This is a genomic window from Moraxella canis, assembly GCF_002014965.1.
GTDB classification, from domain to species: domain Bacteria; phylum Pseudomonadota; class Gammaproteobacteria; order Pseudomonadales; family Moraxellaceae; genus Moraxella; species Moraxella canis.
In genome coordinates, this window is the sequence record NZ_MUXT01000004.1 from 252925 (window position 1) to 269884 (window position 16960).

Genomic DNA, 16960 nt, shown 5'->3' on the forward strand with positions numbered 1-16960 from the left:
CTTTAGCATCCAACTGCTTTTTTGTTTGAGAAGTGTCTTGAAAACTAAATTACGCCGTGTCGTCGTCAAAATCGGTTCATCTTTATTGACTAATAATGGTCGCGGACTGGATCGCACCGCCATTTATGAGTGGGCGCGCCAAATCTCGATTCTGCACGCCAAAGGTATTGAAGTGGTTTTGGTGTCTAGTGGGGCTGTGGCAGAAGGTGTGGTACGCATGAATTTGCCTGAACGCCCAAAAAAGCTAGAAGCCTTACAAGCCTGTGCCTCAATTGGTCAAATGGGGCTCATTGAAACTTGGTGGCAAGCCCTGATCCAAAAAGGCGTTCAGTCTTCGCAAGTGCTTTTGACGCATGATGATTTGGCGAACCGCTCACGCTATTTAAATATCTCTCAAACCATCGCTCAGCTACTGGACTGGGGTGTGGTGCCTGTCATCAATGAAAATGACACCATCAGTTTTGATGAGATCAAATTTGGTGATAATGACAGCTTAGGTGCAATGGCGGCAGCGATGGTTCATGCTGATTTTTATATCATTTTGACCGATCAAGATGGCGTGTTTACCGATAATCCTAGAAATAACCCTAATGCAACGCTCATCAGTCAAGAGCGCGCCATGGCGGATTATTTGTTTGAGGTGGCGGGTGATGGCGGTAAATGGGGTAGCGGCGGTATGCTTACCAAGATTCGAGCCGCGCGCTTGGCGGCGATGGGTCAATGCCAAACCGTCATTGCTAACGGCAAAGTCGATGATGTGATCATCCGCTTGGCGGCAGGTGAGCGTATCGGCACACGCCTGACAACTGACAGTAAAGATAAGCTGATCGCGCGCAAGCAGTGGCTGGCGGCTCATATCCGCATGGCAGGTACTTTGATTGTGGACGATGGCGCTAAAGCTGCCATCACCACCAACCACAAAAGCTTGCTACCGATTGGTGTGGTTGAGGTTCATGGCGTATTTGATGATGGCGATGTGGTTGAGATTGTGGATAAAAACAAAACTCGAATCGCTGTTGGTCAAGTGGGTTTTTCATCAACAGATGCCAAAAAGATCGTCCAAAAAAAATCTACCGAGATTCCCAAAATCCTGCATGGCGTTGACGAAAAATCCGTCATGGTACACCGTGATGATATGGCAATTTTATGACTTTATAAAATAAAACAGACAGTGATTTTTTGACTTAAATGATTTGACAGATTCAGTCAAACCCAAAAACAAATTGATAGAGACAGTTATGACAGTACAGTTTGCCTCCCTAAAAAATGACCGCCTACTACGAGCGCTCAAATTCTTGCCTGTGGATACGACGCCTGTATGGATGATGCGTCAAGCAGGGCGTTATTTACCAGAATATAAAGAAGTGCGTGCGCAGGCGGGTGATTTTTTGAGCCTATGTAAGGATACCGATAAGGCAACCGAGGTCACTTTGCAGCCTTTACGCCGATTTGAGTTGGATGCCGCCATCTTGTTTAGTGATATCTTGACTATTCCAGATGCGTTTGATTTGGGCTTGTACTTTGCTGAAGGTGAAGGTCCAAAGCTGACCAAAACGGTGCGTACAGAAGCGCAGATTGCCGCTTTGCCAAAGATTGACATGAATTCATCGCTTGATTATGTCATGAAAGCGGTGACAAGCATTCGCACGGCGCTAAATGGTCAGGTGCCTTTGTTTGGTTTTAGTGGCAGTCCGTGGACGTTGGCGACCTATATGGTAGAGGGCGGCTCTAGCCGTGATTTTCGCCATACCAAGCATATGATGTATGCCACACCTGAGCTTTTACATGCACTGCTTGCTAAGATTACGGATGCAGTGGTGGATTATTTGGATGCGCAGATTGTGGCAGGTGCGCAGATTGTGCAGATTTTTGACAGTTGGGGAGGTGCGCTTGGTCATCGCCAGTTTGCTGAATTTAGCCATGCTTATAATCGCGATATCGTGGCACGCCTAAAAGCCATCCATCCCGATGTGCCTGTGGTCTTATTCACCAAAGGTGGTGGGCTTTGGCTTGATGTTCAGGCAGACAGCCAAGCCGATGCACTGGGACTTGATTGGACAATGCCTTTGGATAAGGCGCGCCATACTTTGCACGCCTTAAATGTCAAAAAGGCGCTGCAAGGTAACTTGGATCCGACCACGATTTTTGGTTCACCTGAGATGATACGCAGCGAGGTTCGCCGTATGCTTGATGATGCTTATGTACTTGATAAAACAGGGTATATTGCCAACTTTGGGCATGGCATCACGCAGTGGTCAAATCCTGAACATGCCAAAGTCTTTATTGATGCGGTGCACGATTATCAGATTTGATCACCTATACCAAAATCCCCTAAGTATATCACTTAGGGGATTTTATTAATCATTATACTTGCTCTAAGGCTTGCTCTAAATCGGCAATCAAGTCATCAATATGCTCAATGCCAATGGAGAGTCTGACCATGTCATCGCTGACACCAGCCACTTTAAGTTCATCATCACTGAGCTGGCGGTGTGTGGTGGTTGCTGGGTGGCAGGCTAGGCTCTTGGCATCACCGATGTTTACCAAGCGAGTGATTAGCTGCAGGGCATCAATAAAGCGCGTGCCGCCACTGCGACCGTCCTTAACACCAAAAGATAAAATCGCCGAAGGCTTGCCGTCCAGATATTTATTCGCCAAATCGTGCTGTGGATGGGTGGAGAGACCAGCATAATTTACCCAACTTACTTTGGGGTGTTCTTGTAGATATTTGGCGACTGCTAAGGCATTTTGGGTATGGCGCTCCATGCGCAGGCTCAAGGTTTCTAAGCCTTGTAAGATCAAAAAGGCGTTCATCGGACTGATGGCGGCGCCAGTATTGCGTAGTGGTACGACTCTAGCACGCGCGATGTAGGCAGCTGCACCCAGCGCTTCTACATAATTGACGCCGTGATAGCTTGGGTCGGGTGTATTTAGCGATTTGAATCGCTCAGGATAATCACCCCAAGCAAATTTACCGCTATCAATGATGGCACCGCCGACACTTGTACCATGACCGCCGATATATTTGGTCAAAGAATGAATGACGATATCTGCGCCATGCTCAAAAGGCTTTAGTAGCACTGGTGTAGCGACGGTATTATCGACGACCACAGGAACGCCATATTCATGAGCAATATTCGCCACAGCTTCTAAGTCCACAATATTTCCCAAAGGATTACCGATAGACTCCAAAAAGACAAGCTTGGTTTTGTCGTCTATTTTATCACGCAGACTTTCGGGATGATTACCATCAAAAAAGCGCACTTGAATACCCTGTTTTGGCAAGGTATGAGCAAATAAATTATAAGTCCCGCCATACAGCTGTGACACCGAGACGATATTATCTCCTGCTTCAGCAATGGTTTGGATGGCATAGGTAATGGCAGACATACCAGAAGCAAGCGCAAGTGCGCCAATACCGCCTTCAAGAGCTGCGATGCGCTCCTCAAGCACTGCGGTGGTTGGATTCATGATGCACGTATAGATATTGCCTTGCACTTTTAGATCAAATAAATCCGCGCCATGCTGCGTATTATCAAAGGCGTAAGAAGTGGTCTGATAAATCGGCACCGCCACAGATTTGGTGGTTGGCTCAGGGTGATAGCCTGCATGAATGGCTAAGGTTTCGTCACGATAACTCATGTTTTGCTCCTTGTTTGATAAACTTTTAGATATTATTAATTGTTTGTGATATGTTTATAAAAATAAAAATAATCAATAAGGCTTGATTGTATTACAAATTTATGACGCATACTTATCAATCAATGCTCAATTTATTTAGTCATTATTCATTTAAAATGATCGCTCCATCTTCGATCAGTCATTTGCAATTCAGGCGTGTTTCAGCTAAGATGACAAGTTAATTTTTAATAGTTTAAGGGGTGGAGTCATGAGCGCGATTGAGCAAACAATCAACATCGGCATCGTTGGTGGAACAGGCTATACAGGCGTCGAGCTTCTTAGAATCTTAAGTCGTCATCCGAACGCAAGCATTCAGTATTTAACCTCAAGAAGTGAAGTGGGGCGCGCTGTCAGTGAGATTTTCCCAAGCTTGCGCGGCGTGTGCGATGTGGTCTTCAGTGACATGACGGACGCTGTCATGGATCAGATGGCAAAGGCGTGTGATCTGGTATTTTTTGCGACGCCGCATGGGGTTGCGATGGCGCATACCCCTAAGCTTGTAGCAGCGGGCGTCAAAGTCATTGATTTGGGTGCGGATTTTCGTTTGCAGTCGCTTGATGATTTTGAAGAATGGTACGGCATGGCGCACACTTGCCCAGAGATTTTATCTCAATCGGTTTACGGATTATCGGAGGTCAATCGCGAGCACATCGCTGCTGCTCAAGTAATCGCTAATCCAGGCTGCTACCCGACGACGGCAATTTTGGGTCTTAAGCCAGTGATTGACGCCATGAATACCCATGCTGACGCCCTGATTGATGGACGCATCATCATAGATGCCAAATCGGGGATCTCAGGTGCAGGCAGACAAGGTAAGCTGTCGATCAGCTATGCTGAAACGGCAGATAATTTTAGTGCTTATGGTGTGACAGGACATCGTCATACGCCAGAGATCGCACAAGGCGTGAATGAGATTTTATCAGCAAAATTCCCAGTCAAAATCCGTTTTGTACCGCATCTGGTGCCTATGATTCGTGGTATGTTGAGCACCATTCATGTTCCTTTAAGTGATCAAGGTGCAGCTTTGAATTGGCAGGAGATTTTTGAGCGCGCTTATCAAGATGAATATTTTATTGATGTGCTTTCAAAAGGCGTATTCCCTGATACGCGTTCGGCTCGAGCATCTAATAAGCTGCGTATCAGTATTCATCACGATTTGGATGTCTTAACGATCATCGTGGTGCAAGACAATCTGGTCAAAGGTGCGGCAGGGCAAGCGGTACAAAATATGAACATCATGTTTGGTTTTGATGAGACGACAGGTCTAGATCTGGTACCAGTGACGCCTTGATTAGGGCGCATGATTGATCAGCGGCTTGTGCAGATGATATATTTACTCTGATAGGTTGCCAAACTGTGGTGAATTTTATTAGCATTATTCAACAGCGCTCAAATAAATGGGTAATATTTGTGTGCTAAAATCTCGCCGTGATCCCACCCAACACCCAATAAAGCATAATTTTTTAAAGGTATATATGCAGACAAATACGCGTTTTCATCATCAGTCAGGCATCGGCGTTTTACTGATTGTTTCATGGCTTTTATTGGCTGTATTTGCGGTTATTATTGGCTATTTGGTGATGAATCCAGGCGTGGTAACCAAGCCATCAGAACAGATGCCTGCCGTGAGTGCGCCCAATGAACAGGAGTGGCAGCCCACCATCGCTGATGACAGTACAAGAGTACATCCTGACACACCAGCGCCTATTGCTTCATATCATGAAGCGGTGAGCCGAGCTGCTCAATCCGTGGTGAATATCTACACCACCCAAAGTGAGCGCAGCCAAGTTTATTCAAACGATCCTGTATTGCAGCAGTTTTTGGAGCGTTATTATGGCGGCGTGCCGCACCAGGGCACTAATCTGGGTTCGGGCGTGGTGGTGTCTAGCGAGGGGTATATCGTCACTAACCACCATGTGATTAAGGGTGCTGACGAGATCACGGTAGCATTTAATGATGGCCGTAAAGCACATGCTACTGTCATCGGCAGTGATGAAGACAGTGATTTGGCGGTGATTCAGGTTGAGCTTGATAATCTTGTGCCAATGGCATTTCGCGCCGAGCCGATTCGTGTGGGCGATGTGTCACTGGCAATCGGCAATCCCTTTGGCGTTGGTCAAACAGTCACCCAAGGCATCATCTCTGCGACAGGGCGCGCTGGCATCGGCGTGAGTAGTTTTGAGGATTTCATCCAAACAGATGCAGCAATCAATCCAGGGAATTCTGGCGGCGCTTTGGTCGATGCTAATGGTGCCTTGATTGGAATTAATACGGCAATTTATTCGCGGTCTGGCGGCTCGATGGGTATTGGTTTTGCCATTCCTAATCAAATCGTCCAGCAGATCATGACATCGCTCATCACCACAGGTAAAGTGAGTCGTGGATGGATGGGTATCGAGATGGCGCGAATGACAGATGATCCCACCAGTATCGAGAGCAGCTCAAATGTTGTCGTTCGTCAAGTTTGGCAAAATAGCCCAGCAGAGCGTGCAGGCTTAAAAGCTGGCGATCAGATAGTGCGTATCGATGAGGTACAAATCACCAATGCCAATGAGCTGATCGGTGTGGTCGCGCGTAAGGCACCTGGCAGTCAGATGACTGTTGAGATCATACGCGACCAAATACCGATGACCTTACAGGTAGTATTATCCGAGCGACCCAGCTCAGAAACGCTAAGTCAAGCTGCACAAAACCCACCCGATCAGTCAAGACAAAGCGCGCAGATCGAAAGGCTCTTTCAGGAGTTAGAATCCCTAAGAAACGCCCAGCGATGATATCGCTTAAACCTTGGTAAAGCTAGTTTGCCAAGGTTTGATTTTAAAAACCGTGGCGTTGGGCTTGTATGCCTTTTTTGCTATCATCTGCTTTCGCCGTGTGAGATCAGCAGATGGATAGGCAAGTGGCTTTGATAAGTGTTTTGGTCAGCATTAAGAATTAAGTTTTCACAGTTGGGTGGGTGTGCTAAAATAGCGCATTGTCTTACTTTATGCAGCCCAATTATGCGCCATGTGATCACACTGATTCGCCAATACAGCTTAGTGCTGATCATTTTAGCGCTTTGGCAACTCGTGGTGGCAGTCGGCGTGCTGCCAGATTATCTTTTGCCAAGTCCTTGGCAAATCCTAAAGGCGCTCATCGATGATGCCAATCTGTTGGCACATCATGCCAAATATACTTTAGCCACCGCCTTTATCGGGACTATCATTGGTTTGGCATTAAGTTTTGTGCTGTCGATTCTAATGGATTTGTCGCGCGGTTTTCGCCAAAGTGTGTATCCGCTGATACTGCTAAATCAAACCATTCCGACCATCGCTATCGCGCCGCTTTTGGTTATTTGGCTTGGTTATGGTATCTTGCCCAAGGTGGTTTTGGTGGTGTTGTCGGTGTTTTTTCCGATGACCATTGCGCTGCTTGATGGCTATCGCTCTGTCAGTGCAGATGAGCTGAATTTATTTCGCTCTATGAAAGCCAATGCCTATCAAACTTATCGTCATCTTAAGATTCCCTCGGCAATGGGATATTTTTTTACAGGTTTGAAAGTTGCGCTCAGCTATGCCCTGATTTCGGCGGTGGTGGCAGAATGGCTTGGGGGCTATCATGGCTTGGGTGTGTATATGACCCGAGTGCGTAAGTCCTATGAGCTTGACAATATGTTTGCCGTGATTTTTTTGATCAGTTTTTTGACATTGGCGCTGATCGCACTGGTCAAATGGCTGGAGCGCCGCGCGCTTGATTATCAATATAAGGAATAATGATGAAAATGTTCAGTTTTCGACCACTGGTTGGTGTGACTTTGGCAGCTGTTTTGGGCTTGTCATTGAATGCGTGCTCAAAAGATCAATCAGGCAATGAGCCAAAGCTTCAAGAGCTGATCATTGCGCTAGACTGGGTGCCAAATACCAATCATACAGGGCTGTATGTCGCACTTGATCAAGGTTATTTTAAAGAAGCGGGTTTTGATGCCAAGATCGTACAGCCAAGCGAAGACAGCACGTCAACCTTGGTTGCAAATAAACGCGCAGATTTTGGCGTTTATTTTCAGCCGAACATGGTTAAGCGCCTGAATAAAGGCGAGCCGATTACGGCTGTGGCAGCGATCACTCAGCACAGTAGCGCAGGTCTGCTATCGCTAGCCGAGCTTGACGCAGGTACACCCCAAGATTTGCAGGGCAAACGCTACTCAACATGGGAAGATCCTGTCGATGATGCGGTGGTTGAGCAGGTTGTCGGCGCACCGCTTAATAAGATCCCTGGCGAATCCACCGACGCGACGACTGCGCTACGCATGAATCAGTTTGACTACATCATGGCGTATTATAGCTGGGATGGCATTCATGCTGGTATCAAGGGTGTGGATACGAACTTTTTTTATTTAAAAGATGCTGATCCAGTTTTTGATTATTATGCGCCTTTATTAATTGCAAATAATGACGCTTTAAAAAACAACCCAGAAAAGTACAAAAAAGCCTTGGCAGCGATCAAACAAGGCTATCTCTACGCTGCTCACCATCCAGATGAAAGCGCCGACATCTTAGTTAAGCATGCTCCAGAGATTAATGTAGAGCTTGCAAAAAAAAGCCAAGCGTATATCTCGCCGCAATATCTTGATGAGCAAGGCGATTGGGGGCGATTTGACTATGATCGCTGGGATCGGTTTTTTAACTGGGTTTATCAAAAAGGCTTGATGGATGAATTCACACCAAAAGCAGGCGTGACCAATGATTATTTGACCCAGTAATATATCGCTCATGCACCCAAAGCTTGAATTCAAAAAAATCGGTCATGCTTTCACCACGAAGGTAAAGACGCCATTATTTAATGGTCTGAATCTTAAAGTCGCCCAAGGCAGTGTGGTCAGCATCGTCGGTGCAAGTGGCGTCGGTAAAAGCACGCTATTTAATATCGCCGCTGGCCTGATCCATCCCAAATATGGGCAAGTGATGATCGATGGTAGCGATGTTACAGGCGTCGCTGGGCATGTGGGTTATATGCTCCAAAAAGATTTATTACTGCCCTATAAGACGGTGTATGATAACATCGCTCTGCCATTGGTGCTATCGCACAAAACCAAGCAAGAGATCGCAGCGCACATTCAGCCGAATTTGGCGATTTTTGGGCTAGATGGACTGACAGCAAAATATCCCAATCAGCTGTCTGGTGGTCAGCGCCAAAGGGCAGCTTTGCTTCGCACTTATCTGTCTAACAGCGAACTGATGCTGCTTGATGAGCCATTTTCTGCCTTGGATTTTGTGACCAAGGCGGATATGCATGAGTGGTTTGGACAGTTTCGTAGAGCCAATCAGCTGACTTGTTTGATCATCACGCATGATATTGATGAAGCGATTTATTTGTCGGATGAAGTTTATGTATTAAAAGGGGCGCCGGCGGTGTTTACGCACCACTTTTTGATCCCTAAGCAGCAAGACTTTTATCAATCCACCGAATATTTAACCCTAAAACAGCAAATTTTAACCGCCATTCGGTATTAAACATGTCTTTTGGGTAAGTTATCATTTAACTTTTGCCAAATCAACATCAAAAAACCGGCTGAAGTAGCCGGTTTTAATTATCTATATCGCTTAGATGATCAGTCAATACGCTCAATGGTCACATTGCCAACATTGCCAGTCATGCCAATGGCTTGTGCAGCACCATAAGACAAATCAAGCACACGATTGGTCTTAGGGCGATCATTGATTTTGACTACCACAGATTTGCCATTATCGCGATTGGTCACTCTGACGTAGCAGTTCATTGGTAAGCTGCTGTGCGCTGCGGTTAGGGCATTCATATCAAAAGTCTCACCGCTGGCGGTTTTACGACCATGAAACTGACGACCATACCAAGAAGCGATGCCATTTTGTTTAAACTTATTGACAGTGCTAGAGGCGACAGCTGTCAAGCGATCAAGCACAGGAACGTCTTCATCAGTTTTTTTGGATTTGGCAGATTGAGCAATCATTGGACTGTTAAGCGCCAAAGACGCAGGCTGACGCGCTGACTTGACCAAGCTTGATGCATTATTATGCTGCGTGGTGAGCTGCTGTAGCACATTGTCAATATTGGCAGGATTATTGCCGGCTTGCGCATTCATGCTTAAACTTGCGGTTAAAGTAATGCTCGCCAATCCAAGTAAAGATTTGCTCACTGTTTTCATGGTTACACCTTTAGTATTGAAAACTCTGACAATGATTGAAAAATCGGAACATGCTTAGCAAAGTATGCACAAATCAGAGTCAAAACATTATGTAAAATACCACTTCAAAAGATCAATGCAGTATCAATAAAAATTAATAAAAGAAAATGCTCATTGATGTAGTGCGCATCAAATACCTTATCTTAGCACTATTTTTTGAAATTACAAGGTCAATTATTCGCTATTTTAGCGGATATTGATCAAATTTTGTACAAAATATGGATAAATATTCTAAAAATCGCATTTTAGAAAAATATTAATCCAAGTCACTATGGCACCAAACTTTAATTTCAAGCAGGTATTAATTATTGATATTATCAATAATACCTTTATAATATGGGGTTGATTTGCTAAATTTCAAGCAATCGAGTATCCTGTCGGTGATGGATCAAATAATTTGGCGGTGAATTGATGAAAAATTTGAATCAATGCTTTTTGTTTATACTTATCATAAGTACATTGGCAGCCTGCAACACGCCCACACCAACCAAACCGCAAGCAGCACCGATAAAAAAGCCGTCGGTGGTCATCACTCAAGCCAAAACGAGCGAGCACACGCATGAGCATGATGAATCTGTGAGTGATGTGGGGCTACAGACACATTTTGAGACTTGGCTGCAGACGCATCGCACCGCCGAGCAAGAGGTAGCAAGCTATCAAGCGTATTTGCGATCAAGATTTGGCGATCATGTGCCGCCTATGAGTCAGCTGCTAACGACTGCGCGCTCATGGCAGGCGTGCGGTCATGAACCTTATCAGGTGCCGCCTGCACACCTTTGGGATAAGATTGTACCGACATTGCTGTTATATCAAGATCTCAAAAGCAGGGGCATATTGCCAGACAATACGCAAATTCGCTCAGTGTATCGAAATCCTGAGCTCAACCACTGCGCTGGTGGTGCGCCAATGAGTAAGCATTTGACCAATGGCGCCATTGATATTTGGGTGCCTGACTTTGAAATACAAAGCCAAGCACTGTACGATCTTCAAAATCGCTTATGCCAGTATTGGCTAGATCATGGCGAAAACCGCAATTTTGGACTGGGTTTATACGCCACAGGCGCCATCCATTTGGATACCCAGGGCTTTAGAAAATGGGGTGCTCAATTTTCTGAGGCGAACTCTGTTTGTCGTTATGTCTTGCCTAAAAGTACGCTATAATAATTGGCTAATCTTCAGCGGTATAAGTTATGTTGCCAACGCGCCTTATTCAAAATCGTCACATCTTAACTGAACTTGGCATCACCATGTGGGCGCCAAGATATACTGATGTGATGACTCTGCCGTCTTGGTCTGGCGCATCTATGGAGGGTGCTGATGTCAAAGACTCTGATTTGTCGATGTCATCCATGCAGTCGCCTGCCCATCAGTCGCTGTCGCCGAAGTCAGAAGTGCCGATACCACCGATCATACAAAGCCTGGATCTCCAACCAAAGACAGCCCCAACATCAGTTGCGCGCAGTCCAAAGCAGGTGATCGATACCCTACTTAAGACCCAACAAGCCAAAACATCACAGCCGAAATCGCTGCCGAATGACGATCGTTTGGAGGTAGATCAGCTGCTTTCTGAATCTAAATCGAAGGCTAAGGTGCTTGAATATCATGTGAAAGTCATGATATATAGAAGCTGGATGATTATGGCTGATGTCGATGCTTTGGATACGGCGGGGCGTGAGCTTTGGCTGTCTTTGCATCAGTCACTGACTCGTCAGGCAAAGCAGCATCAGCTTTCATTAATCAGTAGACAATTTGACTATCCATTATTTGAGGATGATCCTGAAAGTAACTCTGTATCTTTGGCAAATGTCAGTCTTAGAGGATTTATTTTTGGGTGTATGCGCGAATCTGGTCAGGTAAAATACCTTGCGCCTTTGACAACTTTGCCTGATTATCTGAATTTAGAGAGCATTCAAAATTTGACGCTCATTAGCGACCATCAAATCAGCCGAATGCTGCTAGATGGCGCGGCAAAAAAAGTATTTTGGCAAGCGCTGCATCGCTGAATGATGAATTTGATGGATAGTTTTAGCGCTATAAAATAGACCAATTAATACAGAATTGGTCTATTTTAGGCGATTAATCTGAGAAAATCAGGATGTTAATGACAAGGCTTTTTGAAAATGCCGCCGCAGTCTAGCTCACCTTGCTTGATAGGTATCTGCTCGCCGTGAGCATGGCGTGATGAGGTATCAAGAGCCTGACCGATCTTGGGCTTGCCGTACATCAAAGCGCCGACCCACATCGCGACATACATCAAAAGCTCGCTGCCTTCTTCGACAATGATACCCAGATCGCCCAAATTTAGCCATCCGTGCTCGCCAATATATTGTAGCCATAATAAAACAATGCCAAATAGAAGCATCAATCTAAAGCTTGCGCCTTTTGGAATCCATCGCTGAGCTTTGCCTTTGATCAGATAATTAAGCGCAGTCAGACCGATCACGCCCATAACAAAATGCGTATAAGTGCGATTGCTGATACCAAACCAACTCGCATCAACAGGATATAACACTCCGCGCAGCATATTGGTTTCGCGAATGACAAGCAATAAAAATACCATGCCCACCCCAAGCCACAACCATCGATCCATCTGACTCAAGCGATTACCAGACAGATAAAACGAACAAAAAGTTGCCAAAATCAGCAGCAGGCATTGTAGATTTTCAATTAGCTGATATTCATCAAACCAAATTCTTGGCAAATAGGGCGCAAATGGTACAGTCAGCACCGCCACGCACAACAACAAAACCCAAAACCACCCATCAGTACTCATGTGTTTATGTCTAAAAATCATCTTAAAATCCTTACTGCGTGATCATAGCGCTGATAATTGGCTTCTTCATCTTATACATGGTGCAGTCTGATCGCTGTATTTTTGCTGGTCTAGACTTTAAATAATCAGTCATCGACTGGCGACTTAAGTAGCGTGAAATTTTAACATAATTGTCATAATTTAATAGTGCAAAAATGCCTGCAAAAATAGAAAATGATTTTGCAAATTTGTCAGTTAAATGAAAAGCTACTAAGCTTTGATCTTGTCATCCTAAGCGATCGCTTATGAAAAATAATGAAGCCTTTTTTGAGGATATTTACTGATGAAATGTTTAAATACCGTCAAATGCCATAAATTTTCATGATATACTATGATGATTTATGGCGTCTTTTTTAAGGATAATAATATGACTCGTTTTGCAAATTTTTGTGCTGGTCCTGCCACCATGCCAACCGCCGTCCTTGAGCGTGCTCAAGCTGAGATGCTTGATTGGCAAGGTCTTGGCGCATCGGTGATGGAGGTTAGCCATCGTGGTGCGGATTATATTGAGATGGCTCAAAAAGCCGAAGCTGATTTGCGACAACTCATGGGCATCAGCGATGAATATGCTGTGCTGTTTTTGCAAGGCGGAGCGTCGCTACAATTTTCAGCAATCCCCTTAAATCTGATGAACGGCGGGACGGTGGATTATCTTGAGACGGGCACATGGTCAAATAAAGCCTATAAAGAAGCCAAGCGCTATGAGTCATTAGGTCTTGGTCAAGTTAACTTGGTCGCAACAGGCAGCGAAACACAGTTTAGCGATGTCCCAGATCCAAGCACTTGGCAGCTCACCGAAGGTGCAAGCTATTTTCATTATTGCCCAAATGAGACCATTCATGGTGTTCAGATGTTTGATGTGCCGACAGTTGAGGCGCCCATCGTCGCGGATATGTCATCGTGTATTTTATCTGAGCCGATTTCGGTAGATAAATTTGGTGTCATCTATGCAGGCGCCCAAAAAAACATCGGTCCAGCAGGCTTGACTTTGGTCATCATTCGTAAAGATTTATTAGATCAAGCCAGCGCATGGTGCCCGATGATCATGAGTTATAAAAATCAGCATGCCAATGACTCTATGCTCAATACGCCATCGACGTATGCCTGGTATTTATCAGGACTGGTGTTTGAGTGGCTGCTTGAGCAAGGCGGTGTCGAAGCGATCGCTAAAGTCAATCGCGCTAAGGCAGATGCTCTGTATGCCGCCATCGATGGCAGCGATTTTTATGATAATAAAGTCAATCCAAAATATCGCTCAATCATGAATGTACCGTTTCATTTGGCGGATGACAGTTTGGATAAGTTGTTTTTGGAAGAATCCAAAAAAGCAGGCTTACTAAACTTAAAAGGCCATCGTGCGGTGGGTGGGATGCGTGCCAGCATTTATAATGCCATCACACTGGAACAAGTTCAGTCGCTGACGGCATTTATGGCAGAGTTTGAGCGTAAGCACGGCTGATCATTGATGCGCTTGGCTTTTAGAGTTTGTCAAAAACCACGAATCGCATGGCTTGGTTCGTGGTTTTTGGTATTCATGGTGGCTTTATATGGCTGTGGCTACCATGATGATCATTCTTCTAATCATAAAACCAACCAGTCGGTATCTCAAGATACGGATACCAAATCATTAAATGTCCAACCAGATTTTTTAAATACGCTTGATCCTGCACCGCTTAGCCAAGCTCGGCGCGACAGTCATTTAACCGATCGGCTGCAGACTCAGACAGCTTTGGCGTTTAATAATAGTGCCCAATATGCTCATCTTAAGCATCTACCCTACGCCAATCCTCATGCACCCAAAGGTGGCACCCTGTCGATGGCAGCGATTGGCATGTTTAATAGTCTAAATAGCTTCATTGATCAAGGAGTGCCAGCGGCGGGCACCTTTTATTTGTACGACACTTTGATGGCAGGCTCGCTTGATGAAGCCTTTGTGCTGTATCCACAGCTGGCTGACAAGGTGAGCTTTGATCCAACTGATCGCAGCTGGATTATTTATCACATTCATCCAGACGCCCGATTTTGGGATGGCACTGCAGTGACGGCTTATGATGTGCAAGCGACTTATCAAGCCATCTTATCAAAAGGCTTGATGTCTTGGCGGGCGTTTTTGTCAGGCATTGAGGCGATCGAGGTGCTAGATACTCGTCAGGTGAAGTTTTACTTTACGCCTTCGGCGCCGACTGACTTGGGAGCGACGGTCGGTTTGATGCCAGTATTTGCGCGTGATGATATTATTAAAAATTTTGATAAAATCAGCTTAACGCCGCTCATGGGCAGCGGTCCTTATCGCCTAGACCGCGTAGAGCCTTCACGCCGCATCCGCTATATCAAAGACCCGTCATATTGGGGCCAAGATATCATGGTCAATCAAGGGCGATTTAATTTTGATGCCATTGAATATGTGTATTTCGCTGATGAAGCGATTGCCTTTGAAGGCTTTAAATCAGGGGTTTATCGATTTCGTATCGAAAATGATATTAAGCGTTGGGCGACTTTTAAGCCAAAAGCTGCTCACAAGATTTTAAAAGCTGCTATCCCAAATGATAATCCCGTGCTGATGCAGGGCTTGGTGATGAATCTTAGAAAGCCACTATTTCAAGACATTCGCGTGCGCCGCGCATTGAATTTGGCGTTTGATTTTGAATGGACGAATGCACAGCTTTTATACGGCGAGTATGAGCGATTAAACAGCTATTTTTTTGGCTCTGAAATCCAAGCCAAAGGTCAGCCCGATGAGATGGAGCGCCAAATTTTATCCAGCCTACCCTTAAATGATGACGAAAAATCCGCGCTAATTGGCGTGCCAAAACAGCCCATCTCCGCCCACGATGGCATCAATCGCAGCAATTTATTAAAAGCCAAAGCGCTGCTTGAGCAGGCAAGATTTGGTTATCGGCAAGGTCATCTGATCGACCCGTCAGGAAAGCCTGTGCGTATCGAGATTTTATTGGCGGATGATCAGTATGAAGCCATTATTTTGCCGTATATTACTCATCTTAAGCGGCTAGGCATTCAAGCCAGCTTGCGACGCGTGGATCATGCCAGTTATATTCATCGCAAGCGGCATTATGATTTTGATATGATCATTGATCGGTTTATGCAGGGTAATGCTCCAGGCGCGGAGCAGGCATATCTGTGGGGTAGCGCATCCGCCGATGAAATTGGCAATCAAAACACCATCGGCATAAAAAGCGCTGCTATTGATCAGCTGATTGATCGGCTGACTCAGGCGGACACTCGGGCGGATATCGTGCGCCATGCCAGAGTGCTCGATCGGCTGCTGCTGGCGGGGGAGTATATGATCCCTTGGTATGGCAAAACAACCACCGATGTGATGTATTATAATAACTATCATCATCCTGACCGTCTGCCTAGTAGCAGCATCGGCTTGGATTATTGGTGGTATGAATAATTTTCAATAAAATTTTTTGAATAAAGTTAAGGTGTAATGATGAAAAATTATCAGATTCAAGCGGTATCAGCTTTTGAGGATAATTATATTTGGCTGATTCATAATGACACCCAGGCGATCATCATCGATCCAGGCAGCAGCCAAGAAGTGCTTGATTATTTGAACAGGCATCAGCTGATAGCCAGTGCCATTTTGGTGACGCATCATCATGATGATCATACAGGTGGCGTTCGTAAGATTTTGAATGTTTATAAAGACTGTGCATTGTACGCACATGAAGAGCACGGCTTTAAAGAGTTGCCTTTTGTCAACTTGGTGGATGAAGGTGATGAATTTGGCGTGATTGGTCTGACCTTTAAAGTTTGGCGCACCGCAGGGCATACGGACAGTCATTTAAGCTATGTGGCGGATATTGACCAAAAAACGCGCGTATTTTGTGGTGATACGCTGTTTAGTGCAGGCTGCGGGCGAGTGTTTACAGGTACGATGGCGCAGCTGTTTGAGAGTATGCGCAGGTTTAATGAGATGGACGATGGGGTGGTTTTTTATCCTGCGCATGAATATACGCTGTCAAATCTTAAGTTTGCTCAAAGTGTGGCGACTGATGATGCTCAGCCGATGATCGATCAGGCGACCCAAGCAGTCAAAACCTTGCGCCAAGCAGGCAAAATGTCTTTGCCTGTGACCCTTGAGCACGAACGGAAAATCAATGTGTTTTTGCAAGCGTGCGATGCCCAAAAAGCCAAAGAATTTGCTGCCAAGCATCATTTGGCACAAGATACTGCGCTGTCGGTATTTACATGGCTGCGCGAAAAGAAAAACAATTTTTAATCAGTGATGAGAAATAAAATTATCA

At 45.3% G+C, this 16960-nt stretch carries 15 protein-coding genes; 12 read left to right on the top strand and 3 right to left on the bottom strand.

Translation table 11 applies throughout. The features are described from left to right. Nucleotides 1–37: 37 nt before the first annotated feature. Nucleotides 38–1150 (top strand): glutamate 5-kinase, encoded by a 1113-nt coding sequence (gene proB / locus B0180_RS03520; protein ID WP_420866054.1) that lies wholly within the window; start codon nucleotides 38–40, stop codon nucleotides 1148–1150. Nucleotides 1151–1238: 88 nt separating this feature from the next. Continuing rightward, on the top strand, nucleotides 1239–2312 hold the full coding sequence (gene hemE / locus B0180_RS03525) for a uroporphyrinogen decarboxylase (RefSeq protein ID WP_078255681.1): 1074 nt from the start codon (nucleotides 1239–1241) through the stop codon (nucleotides 2310–2312). Nucleotides 2313–2364: 52 nt separating this feature from the next. Here the strand turns inward: hemE and B0180_RS03530 are convergent, their stop codons facing one another. After that, complete coding sequence (locus B0180_RS03530; RefSeq protein ID WP_078255682.1) at nucleotides 2365–3642, bottom strand: O-acetylhomoserine aminocarboxypropyltransferase/cysteine synthase family protein; 1278 nt, start codon at nucleotides 3640–3642, stop codon at nucleotides 2365–2367. Nucleotides 3643–3889: 247 nt separating this feature from the next. Between B0180_RS03530 and argC the strand changes: the two genes are divergently transcribed. The 5 genes from argC (at nucleotide 3890) to B0180_RS03555 (ending at nucleotide 9170) form a co-directional block, all read left to right on the top strand. After that, complete coding sequence (argC, locus tag B0180_RS03535; RefSeq protein ID WP_078255683.1) at nucleotides 3890–4972, top strand: N-acetyl-gamma-glutamyl-phosphate reductase; 1083 nt, start codon at nucleotides 3890–3892, stop codon at nucleotides 4970–4972. 184 nt (nucleotides 4973–5156) lie between these two features. Further along, a complete protein-coding gene (locus B0180_RS03540; protein ID WP_078255758.1) occupies nucleotides 5157–6455 on the top strand; it encodes a S1C family serine protease in 1299 nt (432 codons plus the stop codon). A gap of 225 nt (nucleotides 6456–6680) precedes the next feature. Next, a complete protein-coding gene (locus B0180_RS03545; protein WP_078255684.1) occupies nucleotides 6681–7433 on the top strand; it encodes an ABC transporter permease in 753 nt (250 codons plus the stop codon). A gap of 2 nt (nucleotides 7434–7435) precedes the next feature. Then, entirely contained in the window at nucleotides 7436–8419 is a 984-nt protein-coding gene (locus tag B0180_RS03550) for an ABC transporter substrate-binding protein (RefSeq protein ID WP_078255685.1), read from the top strand. Between the two features lie 10 nt (nucleotides 8420–8429). Continuing rightward, a complete protein-coding gene (locus tag B0180_RS03555; protein ID WP_078255686.1) occupies nucleotides 8430–9170 on the top strand; it encodes an ABC transporter ATP-binding protein in 741 nt (246 codons plus the stop codon). A gap of 98 nt (nucleotides 9171–9268) precedes the next feature. Here the strand turns inward: B0180_RS03555 and B0180_RS03560 are convergent, their stop codons facing one another. Continuing rightward, nucleotides 9269–9838, bottom strand: coding sequence for a septal ring lytic transglycosylase RlpA family protein (locus tag B0180_RS03560; RefSeq protein ID WP_049235754.1), 570 nt, complete (start codon nucleotides 9836–9838; stop codon nucleotides 9269–9271). Between the two features lie 474 nt (nucleotides 9839–10312). Between B0180_RS03560 and B0180_RS03565 the strand changes: the two genes are divergently transcribed. Then, nucleotides 10313–11038, top strand: coding sequence for a D-Ala-D-Ala carboxypeptidase family metallohydrolase (locus B0180_RS03565; protein ID WP_227538744.1), 726 nt, complete (start codon nucleotides 10313–10315; stop codon nucleotides 11036–11038). A gap of 29 nt (nucleotides 11039–11067) precedes the next feature. Further along, nucleotides 11068–11880 (top strand): hypothetical protein, encoded by an 813-nt coding sequence (locus B0180_RS03570; protein WP_078255688.1) that lies wholly within the window; start codon nucleotides 11068–11070, stop codon nucleotides 11878–11880. A gap of 95 nt (nucleotides 11881–11975) precedes the next feature. On the opposite strand, the gene B0180_RS03575 is transcribed toward B0180_RS03570, so the two are convergent. Further along, a complete protein-coding gene (locus B0180_RS03575; RefSeq protein WP_078255689.1) occupies nucleotides 11976–12671 on the bottom strand; it encodes a hypothetical protein in 696 nt (231 codons plus the stop codon). A 385-nt stretch (nucleotides 12672–13056) separates the two neighbouring features. Between B0180_RS03575 and serC the strand changes: the two genes are divergently transcribed. Genes serC through gloB form a run of 3 tightly spaced genes read left to right on the top strand, consistent with a single transcriptional unit; the run spans nucleotide 13057 to nucleotide 16935 of the window. Further along, nucleotides 13057–14148, top strand: coding sequence for a 3-phosphoserine/phosphohydroxythreonine transaminase (gene serC, locus B0180_RS03580; RefSeq protein ID WP_078255759.1), 1092 nt, complete (start codon nucleotides 13057–13059; stop codon nucleotides 14146–14148). A gap of 6 nt (nucleotides 14149–14154) precedes the next feature. After that, nucleotides 14155–16104, top strand: a complete 1950-nt coding sequence (locus B0180_RS03585) for an extracellular solute-binding protein (protein ID WP_078255690.1) — start codon at nucleotides 14155–14157, stop codon at nucleotides 16102–16104. 39 nt (nucleotides 16105–16143) lie between these two features. Further along, entirely contained in the window at nucleotides 16144–16935 is a 792-nt protein-coding gene (gene gloB / locus B0180_RS03590) for a hydroxyacylglutathione hydrolase (protein WP_078255691.1), read from the top strand. Nucleotides 16936–16960: the final 25 nt, after the last annotated feature.